This is a genomic window from Citrobacter sp. UYEF32, assembly GCF_040546205.1.
GTDB lineage: Bacteria > Pseudomonadota > Gammaproteobacteria > Enterobacterales > Enterobacteriaceae > Phytobacter > Phytobacter diazotrophicus.
In genome coordinates, this window is the sequence record NZ_JBEPNI010000003.1 from 570,188 (window position 1) to 587,486 (window position 17,299).

At 53.7% G+C, this 17,299-nt stretch carries 17 protein-coding genes; 2 read left to right on the top strand and 15 right to left on the bottom strand.

Features of this window, described 5'->3' with window-relative positions:
* Window positions 1-93 precede the first annotated feature (93 nt).
* From rlpA to ABIB59_RS10995, 6 genes are all read right to left on the bottom strand, one after another.
* A complete protein-coding gene (rlpA, locus tag ABIB59_RS10970) occupies window positions 94-1,239 on the bottom strand; it encodes an endolytic peptidoglycan transglycosylase RlpA (RefSeq protein WP_071193870.1) in 1,146 nt (381 codons plus the stop codon).
* 10 nt (window positions 1,240-1,249) lie between these two features.
* Window positions 1,250-2,362 (bottom strand): peptidoglycan glycosyltransferase MrdB, encoded by a 1,113-nt coding sequence (mrdB, locus tag ABIB59_RS10975; RefSeq protein ID WP_041852137.1) that lies wholly within the window; start codon window positions 2,360-2,362, stop codon window positions 1,250-1,252.
* A 2-nt stretch (window positions 2,363-2,364) separates the two neighbouring features.
* Window positions 2,365-4,266, bottom strand: coding sequence for a peptidoglycan DD-transpeptidase MrdA (gene mrdA / locus ABIB59_RS10980; RefSeq protein WP_041852136.1), 1,902 nt, complete (start codon window positions 4,264-4,266; stop codon window positions 2,365-2,367).
* 26 nt (window positions 4,267-4,292) lie between these two features.
* Window positions 4,293-4,760, bottom strand: coding sequence for a 23S rRNA (pseudouridine(1915)-N(3))-methyltransferase RlmH (gene rlmH, locus ABIB59_RS10985; protein ID WP_041852135.1), 468 nt, complete (start codon window positions 4,758-4,760; stop codon window positions 4,293-4,295).
* Window positions 4,761-4,763: 3 nt separating this feature from the next.
* On the bottom strand, window positions 4,764-5,081 hold the full coding sequence (rsfS, locus tag ABIB59_RS10990) for a ribosome silencing factor (RefSeq protein WP_041852134.1): 318 nt from the start codon (window positions 5,079-5,081) through the stop codon (window positions 4,764-4,766).
* A gap of 262 nt (window positions 5,082-5,343) precedes the next feature.
* Window positions 5,344-5,955, bottom strand: coding sequence for an adenosylcobalamin/alpha-ribazole phosphatase (locus tag ABIB59_RS10995; protein WP_107223652.1), 612 nt, complete (start codon window positions 5,953-5,955; stop codon window positions 5,344-5,346).
* Window positions 5,956-6,052: 97 nt separating this feature from the next.
* On the opposite strand from ABIB59_RS10995, the gene cobD reads away from it, so the two are divergent.
* Window positions 6,053-7,144 (top strand): threonine-phosphate decarboxylase CobD, encoded by a 1,092-nt coding sequence (gene cobD, locus ABIB59_RS11000; RefSeq protein ID WP_354035412.1) that lies wholly within the window; start codon window positions 6,053-6,055, stop codon window positions 7,142-7,144.
* On the opposite strand, the gene nadD is transcribed toward cobD, so the two are convergent.
* Genes nadD through leuS form a run of 4 tightly spaced genes read right to left on the bottom strand, consistent with a single transcriptional unit; the run spans window position 7,119 to window position 11,938 of the window.
* Window positions 7,119-7,760, bottom strand: a complete 642-nt coding sequence (gene nadD, locus ABIB59_RS11005; protein ID WP_354035465.1) for a nicotinate-nucleotide adenylyltransferase — start codon at window positions 7,758-7,760, stop codon at window positions 7,119-7,121. The genes cobD and nadD overlap by 26 nt on opposite strands.
* A 1-nt stretch (window position 7,761) precedes the next feature.
* The gene (gene holA, locus ABIB59_RS11010) at window positions 7,762-8,793 is read right to left on the bottom strand and encodes a DNA polymerase III subunit delta (protein WP_079498382.1); all 1,032 of its coding nucleotides are present in this window, start codon (window positions 8,791-8,793) and stop codon (window positions 7,762-7,764) included.
* Complete coding sequence (gene lptE / locus ABIB59_RS11015; RefSeq protein ID WP_071193866.1) at window positions 8,793-9,341, bottom strand: LPS assembly lipoprotein LptE; 549 nt, start codon at window positions 9,339-9,341, stop codon at window positions 8,793-8,795. The genes holA and lptE overlap by 1 nt, the downstream gene beginning before the upstream one ends.
* Window positions 9,342-9,355: 14 nt before the next feature.
* On the bottom strand, window positions 9,356-11,938 hold the full coding sequence (gene leuS, locus ABIB59_RS11020; protein ID WP_354035414.1) for a leucine--tRNA ligase: 2,583 nt from the start codon (window positions 11,936-11,938) through the stop codon (window positions 9,356-9,358).
* A gap of 228 nt (window positions 11,939-12,166) precedes the next feature.
* Here leuS and ABIB59_RS11025 point away from each other — a divergent pair, with 228 nt between their 5' ends.
* Window positions 12,167-12,649: a zinc ribbon-containing protein gene (locus tag ABIB59_RS11025; protein WP_041852128.1), complete on the top strand. Its 483-nt coding sequence runs from the start codon at window positions 12,167-12,169 to the stop codon at window positions 12,647-12,649.
* Window positions 12,650-12,712: 63 nt separating this feature from the next.
* Here the strand turns inward: ABIB59_RS11025 and rihA are convergent, their stop codons facing one another.
* From rihA to ABIB59_RS11050, 5 genes are all read right to left on the bottom strand, one after another.
* A complete protein-coding gene (gene rihA / locus ABIB59_RS11030) occupies window positions 12,713-13,654 on the bottom strand; it encodes a pyrimidine-specific ribonucleoside hydrolase RihA (RefSeq protein ID WP_169039706.1) in 942 nt (313 codons plus the stop codon).
* 118 nt (window positions 13,655-13,772) lie between these two features.
* Entirely contained in the window at window positions 13,773-14,498 is a 726-nt protein-coding gene (locus tag ABIB59_RS11035; protein WP_041852126.1) for an amino acid ABC transporter ATP-binding protein, read from the bottom strand.
* Window positions 14,498-15,172, bottom strand: a complete 675-nt coding sequence (gltK, locus tag ABIB59_RS11040) for a glutamate/aspartate ABC transporter permease GltK (RefSeq protein ID WP_041852125.1) — start codon at window positions 15,170-15,172, stop codon at window positions 14,498-14,500. Before gltK ends, ABIB59_RS11035 begins: the two co-directional genes overlap by 1 nt.
* Window positions 15,172-15,912, bottom strand: a complete 741-nt coding sequence (locus tag ABIB59_RS11045; RefSeq protein ID WP_041852124.1) for an amino acid ABC transporter permease — start codon at window positions 15,910-15,912, stop codon at window positions 15,172-15,174. Before ABIB59_RS11045 ends, gltK begins: the two co-directional genes overlap by 1 nt.
* A 284-nt stretch (window positions 15,913-16,196) precedes the next feature.
* Complete coding sequence (locus tag ABIB59_RS11050) at window positions 16,197-17,135, bottom strand: amino acid ABC transporter substrate-binding protein (RefSeq protein WP_071193864.1); 939 nt, start codon at window positions 17,133-17,135, stop codon at window positions 16,197-16,199.
* Window positions 17,136-17,299: the final 164 nt, after the last annotated feature.

Here is a 17,299-nt window from a genome sequence, read left to right on the forward strand (position 1 = left end):
CTATAGCAAAAGCTATTCTGACAGGCATCCGACTTTCCGCATGACTTTGTTAATGCTGTTTACACTGGTTGACAAAGTCAGATGCCAAATCTGTTATTGCGCGTTGGTCACGAAAGACTGTAACTGCGCTTCATTTTGCAGACGCTGTTGTAATGCACTGGCGTCCGACTTATTGGTAAATGGACCAAGCTGAATACGCCACACAGCACCGTTTTGTACCACCCGCCCCGGCACAGAAAATTGCTGGGCCAGGCGCTGCTGGTACTGCTGCGCGCGAGTTTGATCGCTGACTGCGCCAACCTGCACCATATAACTTCCGCTGGCCGCGACCGGCGCGGCTGATGTCGCAACGTGGCCCTGTACTGAACCTGGCGCGGTGATCGGCGCCGTCACGGGGGCGGTGCGTGTTACCGGTGCCGCTACCACTGGCGCAGCGGCAACGGGGGGCGTGGTCTGCGTCGTCACCGCGGGCGCTGCGGGTTCGCTGCCCTCAAGTACGCCAGCATGCAGCGGCGTCGGCGCACCCAGGAAACCGCCGCTACTTACTGGCTTTGTGTTTTCATCCCCTTTCAGCGTTGAATTGCTGATCATACGCACATTATCAGGAGCAGGCTGCGGTTGTGACGCGCCATTACCGCTTAAATCCGGTAGTGCCGGCAGGGCATAGGTCTGCTTCGCGATAGTGGTACAAACCGTACCCGGACCGGACATGGAACCGTCCTGCGCCACAATGATCGGGTCGATGCGCACTTTGGTATTGTTCGACGTATTCAGGCGATCCGCTGCCGCACGTGACAATGAGATCACGCGATCATTACCATAAGGGCCGCGATCGTTGATGCGTACCACCACCATGCGGCCATTGGCCAGGTTAGTGATACGGGCATAGCTCGGAACGGGCAGCGTCGGATGCGCGGCGGTAAGTTGTAACGGATCGAACGCTTCTCCCGTCGCGGTTAAATTGCTGCCTGGCTCCGCATCGTAGATAGCGGCGAACCCAGCCTGGCTGAACTGCGAAGGGTTCTGCACAATTTTGTAGCTTTTGCCGTCGCGCTCGTAATCCTGGTTTGCCGAAGGATTCGGCGTCTCAAAACGAGGCTCCGCGCCGCTGATTTCAACGACCGGACCGCTGCACACCGGAGTAGGCGGCGCGACCATCGTCTTTTGCTGACCATCATCACTTGAACATGACGCTAGCAATACTGCTGCTATACAGACACCTGGCCATTGCTTACGCATTGCGCACCCCTTATACGCTTTTTGATAACATCTTCCTGTGGGTATGAATCGACATCACGATACCAAACCCCGCCATCAGTACAATCAGGGCCGAGCCCCCGTAACTCACCAGCGGCAACGGTACGCCCACCACCGGCAAGATACCACTCACCATACCAATATTTACGAATACATAAACGAATAAAATCAACATCAAACCGCCCGCCATGACCCGGCCAAAGGTGGTTTGCGCGCGCGCGGCAATCCATAAGCCACGCATGATCAGCAGTACATAAAGCCCGAGCAGGATCAAAATACCAATCAGCCCCAACTCTTCGGCAAGGACGGCAAAGATAAAGTCGGTGTGGCGTTCAGGTAAAAACTCCAGCTGTGACTGCGTACCATGCAGCCAGCCTTTCCCCTGCAACCCACCGGAGCCGATGGCGATTTTCGACTGAATAATATGATAGCCTGCGCCGAGCGGATCGGTTTCCGGATCGAGCAACATCATCACGCGCTGGCGTTGATAATCGTGCATAAGGAAGAACCACAATATGGGTATAAATGCCGCTATCAGCAGAACGGCCACTAAGATGAGGCGCCAGCTCAGGCCGGATAAAAACAGCACGAAAAGACCGGACATAGCGATAAGAATGGCGGTACCGAGGTCGGGCTGGGCGGCCACCAGCAGCGTTGGCATAAATATCAGCACCAGCGCAATCGCGGTGTTTTTCAACGATGGCGGACAGACATCGCGGTTAATAAAACGCGCCACCATGAGCGGTACGGCAATTTTCGCAATTTCCGAGGGCTGGAAACGCACAATGCCTAAATCAAGCCAGCGCTGAGCACCTTTGGAGATCGCCCCGAAAGCATCAACGGCGACCAGCAGGATGACGCAAAAAACATACAGATAGGGCGCCCAGCCTTCATAAACGCGTGGTGGGACCTGCGCCAGTACAACCATCGCGATAAGGCCCATGGCTATCTGGCCGACTTTACGCTCCGTCATGCCGATATCCTGCCCGCTGGCGCTCCAGATAACCATCGCGCTATAGAACAGCAGAGCCAGCACAATCAGCAAGAAGGCGGGATCGATATGGATTTTATCCCAGAACGATTTTTTGTTCGGATTATCCGTCATGATTATTGGTCCTCTGCCGCTGTTGATGCCGGGTTTTCCGACGGCAATTCAGTGTTGTTGTCGCCAAGCATTATATGGTCAAGGATTTGGCGCATAATCGTACCGACCGCAGGGCCGGCGCCGCCGTTTTCCAGGATCATTGCAACCGCAACCTGGGGATTATCATAGGGCGCGAACGCCGTCATCAGCTTATGGTCACGCAGACGTTCGGCGATGCGATGTGCGTTATAGGTTTCGTTAGCTTTCAGCCCGAAGACCTGGGCTGTACCGGATTTCGCCGCGACTTTGTACGGTGAACCGGCAAAATATTTATGCCCGGTACCGTTCGGGCGGTTCGCCACGCCGTACATCCCATCTTTGGCGATTTCCCAGAAGCCGGAGTGCACATCGCCAACCTGTTTTTGCGGCGGCTGTTGCCATGGAACCTGTTTACCGTCTTCCGTCGTACTCATTAACAAGTGCGGCACTTTGACAATACCGTCGTTAATCAGCGTCATCATTGCTTTGTTCATTTGTACTGGCGTTGCGGTCCAGTAACCCTGGCCAATCCCGACGGGGATCGTGTCCCCCTGGTACCAGGGTTTCTTAAAGCGTTTAAGCTTCCATTCGCGCGTTGGCATATTACCCGAGCGCTCTTCGGCCAGATCGATACCGGTATACTGACCGTAACCAAACTTGGTCAGCCACTCGGCAAGGCGGTCGATGCCCATGTCGTAGGCGACCTGATAGAAAAAGGTGTCCGCTGACTCTTCCAGTGATTTGGTGACATTCAGGCGGCCATGCCCCCACTTTTTCCAGTCACGATAGCGCTTTTCAGAGCCTGGCAGTTGCCACCAGCCCGGATCGAAAAGGGTGGTGTTGCGAGTAATCACCCCGGCGCTCAGGGCAGAGACGGCAACATAGGGTTTCACCGTCGATGCAGGCGGGTAAACCCCTTGCGTGGCGCGGTTCACCAACGGTGTGTTCGGATCGTTGAGCAGTGCGGTGTAATCCTTGCTGGAGATGCCGTCGACAAACAGGTTCGGATCATAGCTCGGTGTAGAGACCAGCGCGAGAATGGCACCATTGCGCGGGTCGGTCACCACGACCGCCGCACGGCTACCCTGCAACAGGGTTTCGATATATTGCTGCAGCTTTAAATCCAGCGTCAGGTAGATGTCATGCCCGGCTTGCGGTGGCACTTCTTTTAACTGGCGAATCACGCGCCCGCGGTTGTTAACTTCGACCTCTTCGTAACCGGTCTGTCCGTGCAGCACATCTTCGTAATAGCGTTCGATGCCGAGCTTGCCTATGTCATGCGTGGCGGCGTAGTTCGCCAGCTTGCCTTCTTTATCCAGCCGTTCGACGTCTTTATCGTTTATTTTGGATACGTAGCCAATCACGTGCGTCAGCGCTGAGCCGAACGGATAGTAACGGCGTTTATAGCCTTTTACTTCCACGCCAGGGAAGCGATATTGGTTGACCGCGAAGCGCGCCACCTGAACTTCGTTGAGGTTGGCTTTGACCGGAATCGAGGTAAAGCGATGGGAGCGGGAGCGCTCCTTTTTGAAGTTAGCAATGTCCTCATCGGTCAGGTCCACCACGTCACGCAACGCATTGAGTGTTTGCTCAACGTTGTCGACCTTTTCCGGCATCATCTCAATCTGATAGATCGTGCGGTTCAGCGCCAGCGGCGTGCCGTTGCGATCGTAGATAATGCCGCGGCTTGGCGGAATAGGTACCAGTTTGATGCGGTTCTCGTTAGAACGCGTCTGGTAGTCAGCATGACGGACAATTTGCAGATTATAAAGGTTGGCGATAAGCACGCCGGTGAGCAGCAAAATCCCTGCAAAAGCGACAAGGGCCCGGCGCACAAACAGCGCAGACTCAGCCGAATAGTCGCGAAAAGAATTCTGTAATTTCATCCGCTGCTTAGTTTACCTGGTGGTCATTACTCACGATGATAAGGATGGTTGGTCGTGATGCTCCATGCGCGATACAAGCTTTCCGCCACCAGCACACGCACCAGCGGGTGAGGAAGCGTCAGCGCAGAGAGTGACCAGCTTTGTTCTGCCGCAGCTTTACAGGCGGGGGATAACCCTTCCGGCCCGCCGATAAGCAGGCTGACGTCACGTCCATCCTGTTTCCAGCGTTCCAGTTCATTTGCCAGTTGCGGCGTATCCCAGGGTTTACCGGGGATATCGAGGGTGACGATCCGATTTTTACCTGCCGCAGCAAGCATCAGTTCACCCTCTTTGTCGAGAATACGCTTGATATCTGCGTTTTTGCCGCGCTTGCCCGCCGGGATTTCCACCAGCTCAAAAGGCATATCTTTCGGGAAACGACGCAGATATTCAGTAAACCCGGTTTGTACCCAGTCCGGCATTTTTGTGCCGACGGCTACCAGTTGCAGCTTCACGCATTAACCCCAGAGTTTTTCCAGCTCATACAGGCGACGACTCTCTTCCTGCATCACATGGACGATGACATCACCCAGGTCTACGACGATCCAGTCAGCGACATTTTCACCTTCCACTCCCAGAGGAAGCATACCTGCAGCACGAGATTCCTGAACCACATGATCCGCGATGGACATGACGTGGCGTGTGGATGTGCCGGTGCAGATAATCATACAGTCGGTGATACTGGATTTGCCGTGAACGTCGAGTGCGACGATGTCCTGACCTTTCAGGTCATCAATTTTGTCGATTACAAAATCCTGGAGTGCTTTACCCTGCAAGTGTTCCCCCTGGGGTGTACATGAAAACGGTGTAAATAAATGGCCTGACATTATACCTGAACTGCGACCATTGTCGGGACAAATGTCCGACCCTGGCTTTTAAAAAGTGGGCTATCATCCCACCCCATGAGTGAGATTGCATCGCCATTTTTGTAAAACAATTTCTATAAGGCCGCAGATAGCGGTGCGGAGGATAGCAGCCTGTCCGTGTGTGTCAATGACCTGACCCGCGGGAGAGGCGTGCCGGGTGAAAAAACGGCCGTTAATCCTCCGCTTGCCACACCGCGCGGCTGTTGAGAACGCGTAACATGGAAAAATCATCATGGATATCCATTGCGCTCCAGGTGCCCTGGTCTACGCGAAAATGCCATAACGACGCCGCTGGCATCTTAAGTAAACTGGCGATGAGCAGACTCAATACGCCCTGATGGCTGACGATCAGCAGATTTTCCGCCGGGCCCCAGTTGGGGAGCTGGCTGATAAAATCTTGTACACGTGCGGAGAACGCCTGAAAACCCTCTCCGTTGGTAGGAATGGCGTTCTGCCAGTCGGCGCACCACGCGGCATAGCTCTGCGGATCTTCTCGGGTAAGGTCCCGGTGGTGGCGCATCTCCCAGTCGCCAAAAAACATCTCATTGAGCAACGGCGTTGAGTGTTGAACGATATTGCGATCGTTCAGGACCAGCCGTGCCGTGTGTTGCGCACGTTCGAGTTCGCTGCAGATCACCCGGTCAAAAGGTACTTCACGAAGCAGGTGATGTAGCGTTTGCGCCTGTGAAATCCCCTTTGCGGTTAGCGGGGTAGGTGAGTGCCCACTGTAGAGTCCTGCAACATTTGCTTCGGTTTCGCCATGTCGAATCAACCAGAGTCGCATTGTTTTCTCCCGTGCGGTTTTCTGCACGAAGTTTATCATTACACCCTTATTCCTGGTGGCTTTTCGTTTAAAATAACGCTTTTGCCCGGAGCAGAAGATGGCTTTATTTCACAGCGCACACGGCGGAAATATCCGTGAGGCCGCTGCTATGGTGGGTGTTTCAGCCGAGGATTTATTGGATTTCAGTGCGAATATCAACCCGGCAGGTATGCCCGCGTCATTGAAACACGCTTTACTGAATAATTTTGCCGTGGCTGAGCGCTACCCGGATCCCGAGTATCAGCAATTACATCAGGCGCTTGCCGCATATCATCAGGTTCCCGCCGACTGGATCCTCGCGGGCAACGGTGAAACTGAATCAATATTTACGTTGGTGAAAGGCCTTCTGCCGCGCCGGGTGATGCTCGTCACGCCGGGGTTTGCCGAATATCGCCGCGCCTTGCAGCTTTCCGGGTGTGATATCGTCGATTATGCGCTGCGTGAAGAGGATGGCTGGCAAATTACCGGGGCGATTCTTGACGCACTCACCGGTGGCGTTGACTGCCTGTTCCTCTGTACTCCCAACAATCCCACCGGCCTGTTGCCAGATGCTTCACTGATGCATGATATTGCCGCACGCTGTAAGCAGCTCGGCATCACACTGGTGTTGGATGAAGCCTTTATGGATTTCCTTAGCGATCGCGACGGATTTATCCCCCATCTGGCGGACAATCCGCATATTTGGGTGCTGCGTTCCCTGACCAAGTTTTACGCTATTCCGGGGCTACGTCTGGGGTATTTGCTCAGCAGTAACACACTTCTTGTCACCCGTATGCGCCAGCAGCAGATGCCCTGGTCTATTAACGCGTTTGCGGCGCTGGCGGGAGAAGTGGTTTTAAACGATAGCGAGTATCAAAAAGAAACGTGGCAATGGCTCAACACGGAACGACCGCGCTTGCGTCAGGCGCTGGAAAATTTGCCTGGGTTATTCGTCTGGCCGGGCGTGGCGAATTATCTCTTCTTGCGCTGTGATGCAGGCATTGACCTACAGCAGGCGTTGCTCCGCCAGCACATTTTGATTCGCAGTTGTGCCAACTATCCGGGGCTCGACGCGCGTTACTACCGTGTTGCGGTACGCAGCCCGTCAGAAAACGATCGGCTGATTGAGGCGCTGGATAGCGTCCTCAGCGATAGAGGCCGTGCTGATTGATATAATTGAGTACCGTGGCGGGAAGCAGGTCATCGCAATTCTCGCCTCTTTCCAGCCTTTCGCGGATGAGTGTGGCGGAAATGTTGAACCATGGCGTTTCCGCTAAATAGATTTTCCCGGCAGGCAGGGTATGCAAATCATCCGCGTTATGTGTCAGATGGTCTTCCAGCCACTGCTGATCGGCCTCATTCTCCATGGCTAACGGGTAACCGGGGCGGCGGCAGACAATCAAATGGCTGTTGTCCAGAATAGTTTCATAGTGATGCCATGTCGGAAACGTTAACAGCGAGTCCTGACCAATAATGAAGGCCAGTGAGCGCTTCGGCCCTTGTTCTTCTCGCCACGTCTGCAAGGTTTGCGCCGTGTACGAGGGGCTCTCTCGCCGCAGTTCGCGCTCATCAAGGGCAAAAAGCGGTTTGTCGCTGATAGCCAGTTCCACCATTGCTTTACGCTGTACGCTTGTCGCCTCAGGCTGTGGGCGATGGGGGGGGACATTATTGGGCATGATAATGACGCGTGACAGCCCAATCTGGTTTGCCAGTGCTTCGACCGGTTTCAGGTGCCCGTAGTGAATAGGATCAAATGTACCGCCAAAAAGTGCCTGCAACTGATTCATATCAACCATCAATAAAAACGTCTGCCAGTGCCTTATGACAGAGTAGCAGAGAAAGCCCTTCCAGCTCTGCCCATACCGACTGACCAAAATCCTGTTTCACAATCAATTCAATACGCGTAAGCAGATGAACAGCCTGGCGCAGTTGCTCATTGCTCAGACGTTGTAGCGCTTCACCGATGAGGCCGCGCCGATTTTGCCAGACCCGGTGTTTATCAAACAGCGAACGCAGCGGCGTATGGGCAGACTGCCGTTTTAGCGTCACCAGTAACGTCAGCTCACGCTGGATAGTACGCAGCAGGATAACCGGTTCGCTGGCTTCGAGTTTAAGCTGATGCAGTATATGAAGCGCACGTTTACTTTTCCCTGCCAGCAGGGCGTCTACCCAGTGAAATGGCGTAAAGTGAGCGGCATCGTTAACGGCCTGTTCCACGCGCGGTAGCGTCAGCTTACCGTCCGGGAAGAGCAGCGCCAGCCTTTCCAGCGCCTGCGCGGCGGCCAATAGATTCCCTTCGTAGCAATAGCAAAGCAACTGATTGGCGGCGTCGTCCAGTTGCAGGTTGTTCTGCTTCGCACGTGCGGCAATCCAACGGGGTAGATTGGCCTGCTCCGGGGTCTGACAACTGACCGAAACGCTGCGATTGGCCAGAGCAGTATACCAGGCGGCATTTTCCTGGGCCTTCGTCAGCTTATTGCCACGCACAATCAATATCAGATCATCATGAAGCAGGCCCACCAGCATGGCGAGGCGTTCATTAAGCACGGCGTTAGGGCCATTTTCCGGCAACTGTAATGACAGTATCTGGCGGCTGGCAAACAGGCTGAGTGCCTGGCAGATCGCATAGATAGCATCCCAGTCCGTGCTGGCATCAATGGTGAAAGCGTGATGTTCGGTGAAGTCTTGTGCGAAGGCCGCCTGACGTACGGCGTCATGGCTTTCCTGCAATAAAAGAGGGTCATTACCGAGCAGTAAATACGCCGCGCGCAGCCCTTCATTGAGCTGCGCGCGGAGTTGTTCCGGATACAACTTAAGCATTAGCTACCCGATTTTGCCGCAGGACGCGCGGACGGCGGGTTTTTTTCGTTATCTGCCGCTTGTACGCTAGACAGTTTGCGAATTAGCTGTTCTGCCGCCTTGTCGTACATTTCCTGTATGATTATGTCCTGTTCGGCATCTTTCGCCAGCGCCGTCTGCGGGTTATCAAAGAACGAACGATACACCCTGGTGTGTATCGGGTAGATGTCATGGCCCGGGATCAGCACGCTGGCTTGAACTGTCAGCACTAACTGATACTCAGCAGTACTTCCGTCCTGGAAAATAGACGCGGTATCACGTGTGAAAGTGACAGCCCCAAGGCGAAGGGAAGGCACATCCTTACGCAATGAGCCTTTCTCTACCAGTTCCACGCCATTCAGCCGCAACTGATTACGTACAGCACGGCTAAGAGGACCGTTCGGATCTGCTGAATCAAAGATTATTGTGTTCATATTGCCCGGCACCTGCGTCGTATTACGCAAGTGCCAGCCGCATCCGGCGGTGAGAAGCACCGCCAGAGATAACAACCATGTTGCCAGATATCGCACGCTTCCTCCCGCGCTTAGCCAACGACCAGATTAAGCAGTTTACCCGGTACGTAAATCACTTTACGCAAGGTAACGCCATCAAGATATTTTGCGACCAGCGGTTCCTGACCTGCACGTTCACGGACCTGTTCTTCGGTCGCGTCAACGGCAACGGTGATTTTACCGCGCACTTTACCGTTAACCTGCACGACAACCAGCGTGGTGTTTTCAACCATCGCCGCGTCGTCTGCAACCGGCCACGGCGCGTTGTCGATATCGCCTTCGCCGCCCAGTTCTTTCCACAGGGTAAAACTCGCATGTGGCGTGAACGGGTTAAGCATACGGACAACCGCCAGCAGCGCTTCCTGCAGCAGAGCACGATCTTGCTCGCCTTCGGTCGGTGCTTTCGCCAGTTTGTTCATCAGTTCCATAATCGCCGCAATCGCGGTGTTGAAGGTCTGACGACGACCAATATCATCCGTGACTTTAGCGATAGTTTTGTGAACGTCGCGGCGCAGCGCCTGCTGGTCTTCGTTCAGTGCGCTGATATCCAGTGCTACAACCGGGCCGAGCGCTTTATGTTCATAAGCCAGTTTCCAGACGCGTTTCAGGAAGCGGTTTGCCCCTTCCACGCCGGACTCCTGCCATTCCAGCGTCATGTCAGCCGGCGAAGCGAACATCATAAACAGACGCACGGTGTCCGCGCCATAGCGCTCAACCATTTCCTGCGGGTCGATACCGTTGTTTTTCGACTTGGACATTTTGCTCATGCCGGTGTACACCAGCTCATGGCCTGCGGCGTCTTTCGCCTTCACGATACGGCCTTTCTCGTCGCGCTCAACGATGGCTTCTTTCGGCGAAACCCAGTTACGCTCGCCGTTTTCGCCAACGTAGTAGAACGCGTCTGCCAGCACCATGCCCTGACACAGCAACTGTTTTGCCGGTTCGTCAGAGTTCACCATGCCTGCGTCGCGCATCAGCTTATGGAAGAAGCGGAAGTAGAGCAGGTGCATGATGGCGTGTTCGATACCACCAATGTAGATATCAACCGGCAGCCAGTAGTTAGCCGCTTTCGGATCCAGCATACCTTCTTTGTACTGCGGGCAGGTGTAACGCGCGTAGTACCAGGAGGACTCCATAAAGGTGTCGAAAGTATCGGTTTCACGCAGCGCGGGCTGGCCGTTGACGGTGGTTTTCGCCCACTCAGGATCGGCTTTGATCGGGCTGGTGATGCCGTCCATGACCACATCTTCCGGCAGAATCACCGGGATCTGATCTTCTGGCGTTGGGATCACCGTACCGTCTTCCAGCGTCACCATCGGAATCGGTGCGCCCCAGTAACGCTGACGGGAAACGCCCCAGTCGCGCAGACGATAGTTGATTTTGCGCTCGCCAACGCCTTTGGCCGCCAGTTTGTCGGCAATAGCATTGAAACCTTCTTCAAAGCTCAGGCCGCTAAATTCGCCGGAGTTGAAGAGGGGGCCTTTTTCGGTCAGCGCTTGTTCTGACAGATCGGGTTCAGAACCGTCTGCTGCCAGAATGACCGCTTTGATCGGCAGATTGTATTTGCTGGCAAATTCATAGTCGCGCTGGTCATGACCCGGAACGGCCATCACGGCACCGGTACCGTACTCCATCAGCACGAAGTTTGCCGCCCAAACCGGAATCTCTTCGCCGGTTAATGGATGAACGGCTTTAAAGCCGGTATCGACGCCTTTTTTCTCCATGGTCGCCATATCTGCTTCGGCCACTTTGGTAGTACGGCATTCGTCGATAAAGGCTGCCAGCTCAGCATTGGTTGCCGCCGCTTTCTGCGCCAACGGGTGACCAGCCGCCACCGCCAGATAAGTGGCACCCATAAAGGTGTCCGGGCGGGTTGTGTAAACGGTCAGCGTTTTGTCATAGCCGTTAACGTTGAAGGTGATTTCCACGCCTTCGGAACGACCAATCCAGTTGCGCTGCATGGTTTTCACCGTGTCAGGCCACTGATCCATATGATCCAGGTCGTTGAGCAGTTCTTCGGCATAGGCGGTGATTTTGATAAACCACTGCGGGATCTCTTTACGCTCAACTTTGGTGTCGCAGCGCCAGCAGCAGCCGTCGATAACCTGTTCGTTCGCCAGCACGGTCTGGTCATTCGGGCACCAGTTCACTGCGGACGTTTTCTTATACACCAGGCCTTTTTTATACAGTTCAGTGAAGAACTTCTGTTCCCAGCGATAGTATTCCGGGGTACAGGTGGCCAGCTCGCGGCTCCAGTCATAGCCGAAGCCCAGCATTTTGAGCTGGTTTTTCATGTACGCGATATTGTCGTACGTCCACGGTGCCGGGGCCGTGTTGTTTTTCACCGCCGCACCTTCGGCTGGCAGACCGAACGCATCCCAGCCAATCGGCTGCAGCACGTTCTTGCCCAGCATGCGCTGGTAACGGGAAATCACATCACCGATGGTGTAGTTACGCACGTGGCCCATGTGTAGTCGGCCAGAAGGATAGGGAAGCATCGACAGGCAGTAATATTTTTCTTTGCTCTCGTCTTCTGTTACTTCGAAGGTACGCTTCTCTTCCCAGTGAAGCTGGACTTTGGATTCTATCTCTTCCGGGCGGTATTGCTCTTGCATGGCAGCCAGTGGTCCTGTATTTGCGATACAGCTACAAATGTAGCGTTTTACGTGGTTTTTCAGATCCGCATAGCATAGCCCAAACGACTTCGTCACAACAGCCTTTCGCACATTTAGCCTGCGAAAAGCCCCCGACGAGAATTTACGCACTCTGTGGGGTAATTGACAAAGCCAACGGTAAATAACGTCTATTATTAGAACAGGTTAACTGCCCGGGAGAGGAAAACAATGAACAAGGTTGCTCAATATTACCGCGAACTGGTTGCATCATTGACCGAGCGGCTACGCAATGGCGAAAGGGATGTTGATGCGCTGGTAGCCCAGGCGCGTCAACGAGTAAGCCAGACCGGGGAGCTAACGCGTACTGAAATCGAAGAGTTAACGCGCGCGGTGCGCCGCGATCTGGAAGAGTTCGCTCGCAGTTATGAGGAAAGCCAGGACGATGTCACCGATAGCGTGTTTATGCGGGTTATCAAAGAGAGCTTATGGCAGGAACTGGCGGATATCACCGATAAAACGCAACTGGAGTGGCGCGAAGTTTTTCAGGACCTTAATCATCACGGGGTTTACCACAGCGGCGAAGTCGTGGGGCTTGGCAACCTGGTGTGCGAGAAATGTCACTTCCATCTAGCTATTTATACGCCGGATGTGCTGCCGCTGTGTCCGAAATGCGGACATGACCAGTTCCAGAGAAGGCCCTTTGAGCCCTAAGTAAATGCACAACGTTTTAATGTTTGCACCCTCTCCAGGTCGGAGAGGGTTGGGGGGAGCGCATCAGGCCGCACTGTAGAATGTCAGACGTTCTGCCAGTAAATCCACAAACCCTTCACGGTCGACATCGACCATCACGGTGGCATTCGGTTTATTTCCTGTCAGGAAGTAGTAATCCACCACCGTCATCCCCTGGGTATATTTGCCCTGCGTTTCTACCCCCACCCAGCGTTCTACGGTGGTGAAGAGGTCCGGTTTCAGCAGCCAGGCGATAGTACAGGGGTCATGCAATGGCGCGCCAACAAATCCCCATTTTTCCTGTTTGTGGTACTCCATAAAAAAGTCGAGCAGTTCGGCCACAATGGTAGAAATAGGGTTGCCGATGGCACGAAAACGCGCAATGTCATCCGCATGGATTTGCGCCCGATGTGTCACATCCAGACCTGCCATCACCACTGGAATGCCCGACTGGAAGACAATTTCGGCGGCTTCCGGGTCGACATAGATATTAAATTCCGCCGCAGGGGTCCAGTTCCCAAGCGACATCGCGCCACCCATGATCACAATACGATTAATTTTGCTGTACAGCTCCGGATGACTGTTTAGCAGCAAGGCTACGTTGGTTTGGGGGCCGGTGGAGACAATAGTGACCGGAACAGGGCTGTCACGTAGCACGGTCGCCATCAGTTCTACGGCGGTACACGACTGGGGTGCAAAAGAGGGCTCCGGCAGGGCCGGGCCGTCCAGACCGCTTTCGCCATGCACATTGTCCGCGATAATAAGCTCACGCATCAGGGGCTTAATGGCGCCACCCGCCACCGGGATATCGCTACGATTGAGCAGGGTGAGCATGCGCAGCACATTACGCAGAGTCTTCTCCGGTGTCTGGTTTCCCGCAGAGGAGGTGATGGCTTTTACGTCGAGTTCGGGTGAGGCGAGAGCAAGAACAATTGCGATTGCGTCATCATGACCAGGATCGCAATCAAGAATGATGGGCTGAACCATAGCAACTCCTTGTTAGCATTACTGTGCGACAAGGTTAAAACGTTGCTGTAAATCAGACGAGAAGTGAAACAGTAAAGCGTGATGAGACGCGCATTCTGGTGAATGCGCGTCGGAACGATTAATGCAGGATTTTGGCGAGGAAGTCTTTCGCGCGTTCAGATTTCGGATTGGCGAAGAACTCTTCTTTCGCTGAATCTTCAACGATTTTCCCTTCATCCATAAAGATAACCCGGTGCGCCACCTTGCGGGCAAAACCCATTTCATGAGTGACCACCATCATGGTCATCCCCTCATTGGCCAGTTCAACCATAACGTCCAGCACCTCGTTGATCATTTCCGGGTCAAGGGCTGATGTCGGTTCATCAAACAGCATCGCGACCGGATCCATACACAGCGCGCGGGCAATCGCCACGCGCTGCTGCTGACCACCGGAAAGCTGCGCCGGAAATTTGTTGGCATGGGCAGACAAGCCAACGCGCTCTAACAGTTTCAGTCCTTTCTCGCGCGCAGCGGTTTTATCGCGTTTAAGCACTTTGACCTGTGCCAGCGTCAGGTTCTCAATGATCGATAGATGCGGGAACAGTTCGAAATGCTGGAACACCATCCCGACATGAGAACGTAGTTTGGCCAGGTTGGTTTTTTTATCGTTCACGGTGGTGCCGTTGACGATAATTTCCCCTTTCTGCACGGGCTCAAGGCCGTTCACCGTTTTGATCAGGGTCGATTTGCCTGAACCGGATGGACCGCAAACGACCACCACTTCGCCTTTTTTCACTTCCGTGGAGCAGTCGGTCAGCACCTGAAAGTGACCATACCATTTAGAAACATTTTTCAGGGTAATCATTAAACTGTCCTTTTCTTCAAATAGCTGACCAACAACGATGCACTCAAGCTAATAGCAAAATAGACGGCACCGGCGAACAGGATCATTTCAACTTGCGTCCCGTCGCGTTCGCCAATGGTGGAGGCGGTACGGAAGAAGTCCGCGAGGCTTAATACGTAGACCAGCGAGGTATCCTGGAACAGGACAATCCCTTGGGTCAGAAGCAGTGGGACCATCGCCCGGAATGCCTGCGGCAGAATGATCAATTTCATCGACTGCCAGTGGGTCATGCCCAGCGCCAGCGCTGCACTTGACTGCCCGCGAGAGATACTCTGTATACCGGCACGGATGATCTCAGAATAGTAGGCGGCCTCGAACATTGAGAATGCCACCATTGCTGATATCAGGCGGATATCCGATTTTGGCGACAGGCCCAGCACGTTTTGCAGCAGTCCCGGCACAATCAGATAGAACCACAGCAGCACCATAACCAGTGGAATGGAGCGGAAGACATTCACATAGGCCTTCGCAAACCAGGCGATGGGGGCAAAGCTGGACAGGCGCATTACCGCCAGCAACGTCCCCCAGACAATCCCAACGATAATGGCCGTCACGGTAATTTTTAAGGTAATCACCAGTCCCGCCAGCAGATAAGGGATGGACGGGATGATTGAACTCCAGTCAAATTCGTACATTATTTGCCCCCCATATTGCCCGGCAGGCGAATTTTGCGTTCTACCAGATTCATCACCAACATAATGAAGGCGTTAATTAATACATACGCGACGGTAATCGCGGTGAAAGACTCCCAGGCGTGTGCGGAATAATCCAGCAGTTTACCGGCCTGTGCTGCCATATCCACCAGCCCGATAGTGGATGCGATGGCCGAGTTTTTTACGAGGTTCATCATCTCCGAGGTCATCGGTGGGACGATGACGCGATAGGCATTCGGCAGCAGGACATAGCGGTACGTTTGCGGCAGCGTCAGCCCCATGGCGAGACCCGCGTTTTTCTGCCCGCGTGGTAACGACTGAATCGCCGCACGGACCTGCTCGCAGACGCGTGCCGCGGTGAACAAGCCAAGGCAGACCATCGAAGAGACAAAGAACTGAATGTTGGGATCCAGTTCGGATTTGAACCACATGCCAATGTTTTCCGGCAGCAGTTCCGGTACCACCAGATACCAGGTAAAGAATTGCACGATCAGCGGGACGTTACGGAACAGCTCCACGTAGCAAGTACCGATACCGGACAGGATACGATTGGGAACGGTTCGCAGAATACCAAACAGAGAGCCTACCAGGAACGCGATGATCCAGGCAGTGATCGACAGCGCGATCGTGACCTGAAAACCGCTCCACAGCCAGCCGAGATAGGTTGTGTTGCCGAACGGGGCTTGTTGCAGGAAAATTCCCCAGTTCCAGTCTATGGACATAAATCTACTCCGGAAAAAAAAGGGTAGCAGCGCTACCCTCGAAGATTGTGCGAAGAGCTTGTGTTCGCGTCGAATGGGGAACGACCATTCAACGTATAGTCTGTCCGTGCTACTTCAACAATCGAGAGGGCTGGTTATCCCGCCCCTGACTACACTTCATCCACGATGCCGCTTTGTACGGGCTGCTTTGACCTACCCCGACCATAATATTGGGGGGCCTTTGGGGATCCGTTCAATCGCAGCCCGGATACAGCATCAGTAAATGTGTGTATTCTTTTTGTTAATTAGTTCAGAGCCTTATCATTCGGTTCTTTGAACAGTGCTTTCATCTCGTCAGAGAGTGCGAAATTGAGGTTCAGGTTTTTTGGCGGAATAGGGTTTTTGAACCATTTATCAAACCATTTTTCCGCTTCACCGGAGGTCTGCGCCTTAGCGATGGTGTCATCCATCAGCTTTTTGAACTCAGTATCGCCTTTACGCAGCATGCAGCCGTAAGCTTCCTGTGATTGCGGTTTGCCCACGATATCCCAGTTATCCGCTTTCTTCGCTTTCGCACGTTCACCCGCCAGCAGGGCGTCATCCATCATAAAGGCCACTGCACGACCGCTTTCCAGAGTACGGAAAGAGTCGCCATGGTCTTTGGCGCTGATAATGCGCATGTCCATTTTCTGTTCGTCATTCAGCTTGTGCAGCAGGATCTCAGACGTTGTACCGGAGGTCACAACCACCGCTTTGCCTTTCAGATCCGGGAAGTCTTTAATGTCGCCGCCTTTTTTGACCAGAAGACGAGTACCGACCACAAAAATAGTGTCAGAGAATGCGGCCTGCTTCTGACGTTCCAGATTGTTGGTGGTCGAACCGCATTCGAAATCAAAAGTGCCGTTTTGCAGCAGCGGAATACGGTTTTGTGAGGTGATTGGAATCAATTTAACTTGCAGGTCAGGCTTGTTGAGCTTTTTCTTCACAGCTTCAACGATAGCGTTGGAGTAGTCCTGAGAGTAACCCACAACTTTTTGCTCGTTGTCGTAATAGGAGAACGGTACGGAAGATTCACGGTGTCCGACCACGATAACGCCGTTTTTGGCAATTTTTTCCAGCGTAGGCTGTTGCGCCTCAGCCGGGGCGGCTGCCGCGTCGGCAGGTTTCGCCTCATCGGCGGCATGCGCCAGACCCGCAGACATTCCCATAACCAGCATTGCTGTGGCCAGTTTACGTAATTGCATATCCAACTCCTTTATCGTCGCGCCAGAGACGCATTGATACCCATTGTGAGTGTTGTGTTTGTTATATCCTGCTGCAAATGCGTGCAGTGTTGTATGCGTTTGTTAGCATTTAGTTTGGCTTAATGTAAAGATTTTGCTGCGGTATTGTTTGTTTTTGCGAAGTG

Excerpts from the sequence above, each read along its gene's own strand:
- ABIB59_RS11045 (WP_041852124.1), bottom strand. The coding sequence starts at position 15,912 with ATGTCCATAGACTGGAACTGGGGAATTTTCCTGCAACAAGCCCCGTTC.
- leuS (WP_354035414.1), bottom strand. The coding sequence starts at position 11,938 with ATGCAAGAGCAATACCGCCCGGAAGAGATAGAATCCAAAGTCCAGCTT.
- rihA (WP_169039706.1), bottom strand. The coding sequence starts at position 13,654 with ATGGTTCAGCCCATCATTCTTGATTGCGATCCTGGTCATGATGACGCA.
- ABIB59_RS10995 (WP_107223652.1), bottom strand. The coding sequence starts at position 5,955 with ATGCGACTCTGGTTGATTCGACATGGCGAAACCGAAGCAAATGTTGCA.
- gltK (WP_041852125.1), bottom strand. The coding sequence starts at position 15,172 with ATGTACGAATTTGACTGGAGTTCAATCATCCCGTCCATCCCTTATCTG.
- mrdA (WP_041852136.1), bottom strand. The coding sequence starts at position 4,266 with ATGAAATTACAGAATTCTTTTCGCGACTATTCGGCTGAGTCTGCGCTG.
- rlpA (WP_071193870.1), bottom strand. The coding sequence starts at position 1,239 with ATGCGTAAGCAATGGCCAGGTGTCTGTATAGCAGCAGTATTGCTAGCG.
- ABIB59_RS11025 (WP_041852128.1), top strand. The coding sequence starts at position 12,167 with ATGAACAAGGTTGCTCAATATTACCGCGAACTGGTTGCATCATTGACC.
- cobD (WP_354035412.1), top strand. The coding sequence starts at position 6,053 with ATGGCTTTATTTCACAGCGCACACGGCGGAAATATCCGTGAGGCCGCT.
- ABIB59_RS11050 (WP_071193864.1), bottom strand. The coding sequence starts at position 17,135 with ATGCAATTACGTAAACTGGCCACAGCAATGCTGGTTATGGGAATGTCT.
- holA (WP_079498382.1), bottom strand. The coding sequence starts at position 8,793 with ATGCTTAAGTTGTATCCGGAACAACTCCGCGCGCAGCTCAATGAAGGG.
- ABIB59_RS11035 (WP_041852126.1), bottom strand. The coding sequence starts at position 14,498 with ATGATTACCCTGAAAAATGTTTCTAAATGGTATGGTCACTTTCAGGTG.
- nadD (WP_354035465.1), bottom strand. The coding sequence starts at position 7,760 with ATGAATCAGTTGCAGGCACTTTTTGGCGGTACATTTGATCCTATTCAC.
- mrdB (WP_041852137.1), bottom strand. The coding sequence starts at position 2,362 with ATGACGGATAATCCGAACAAAAAATCGTTCTGGGATAAAATCCATATC.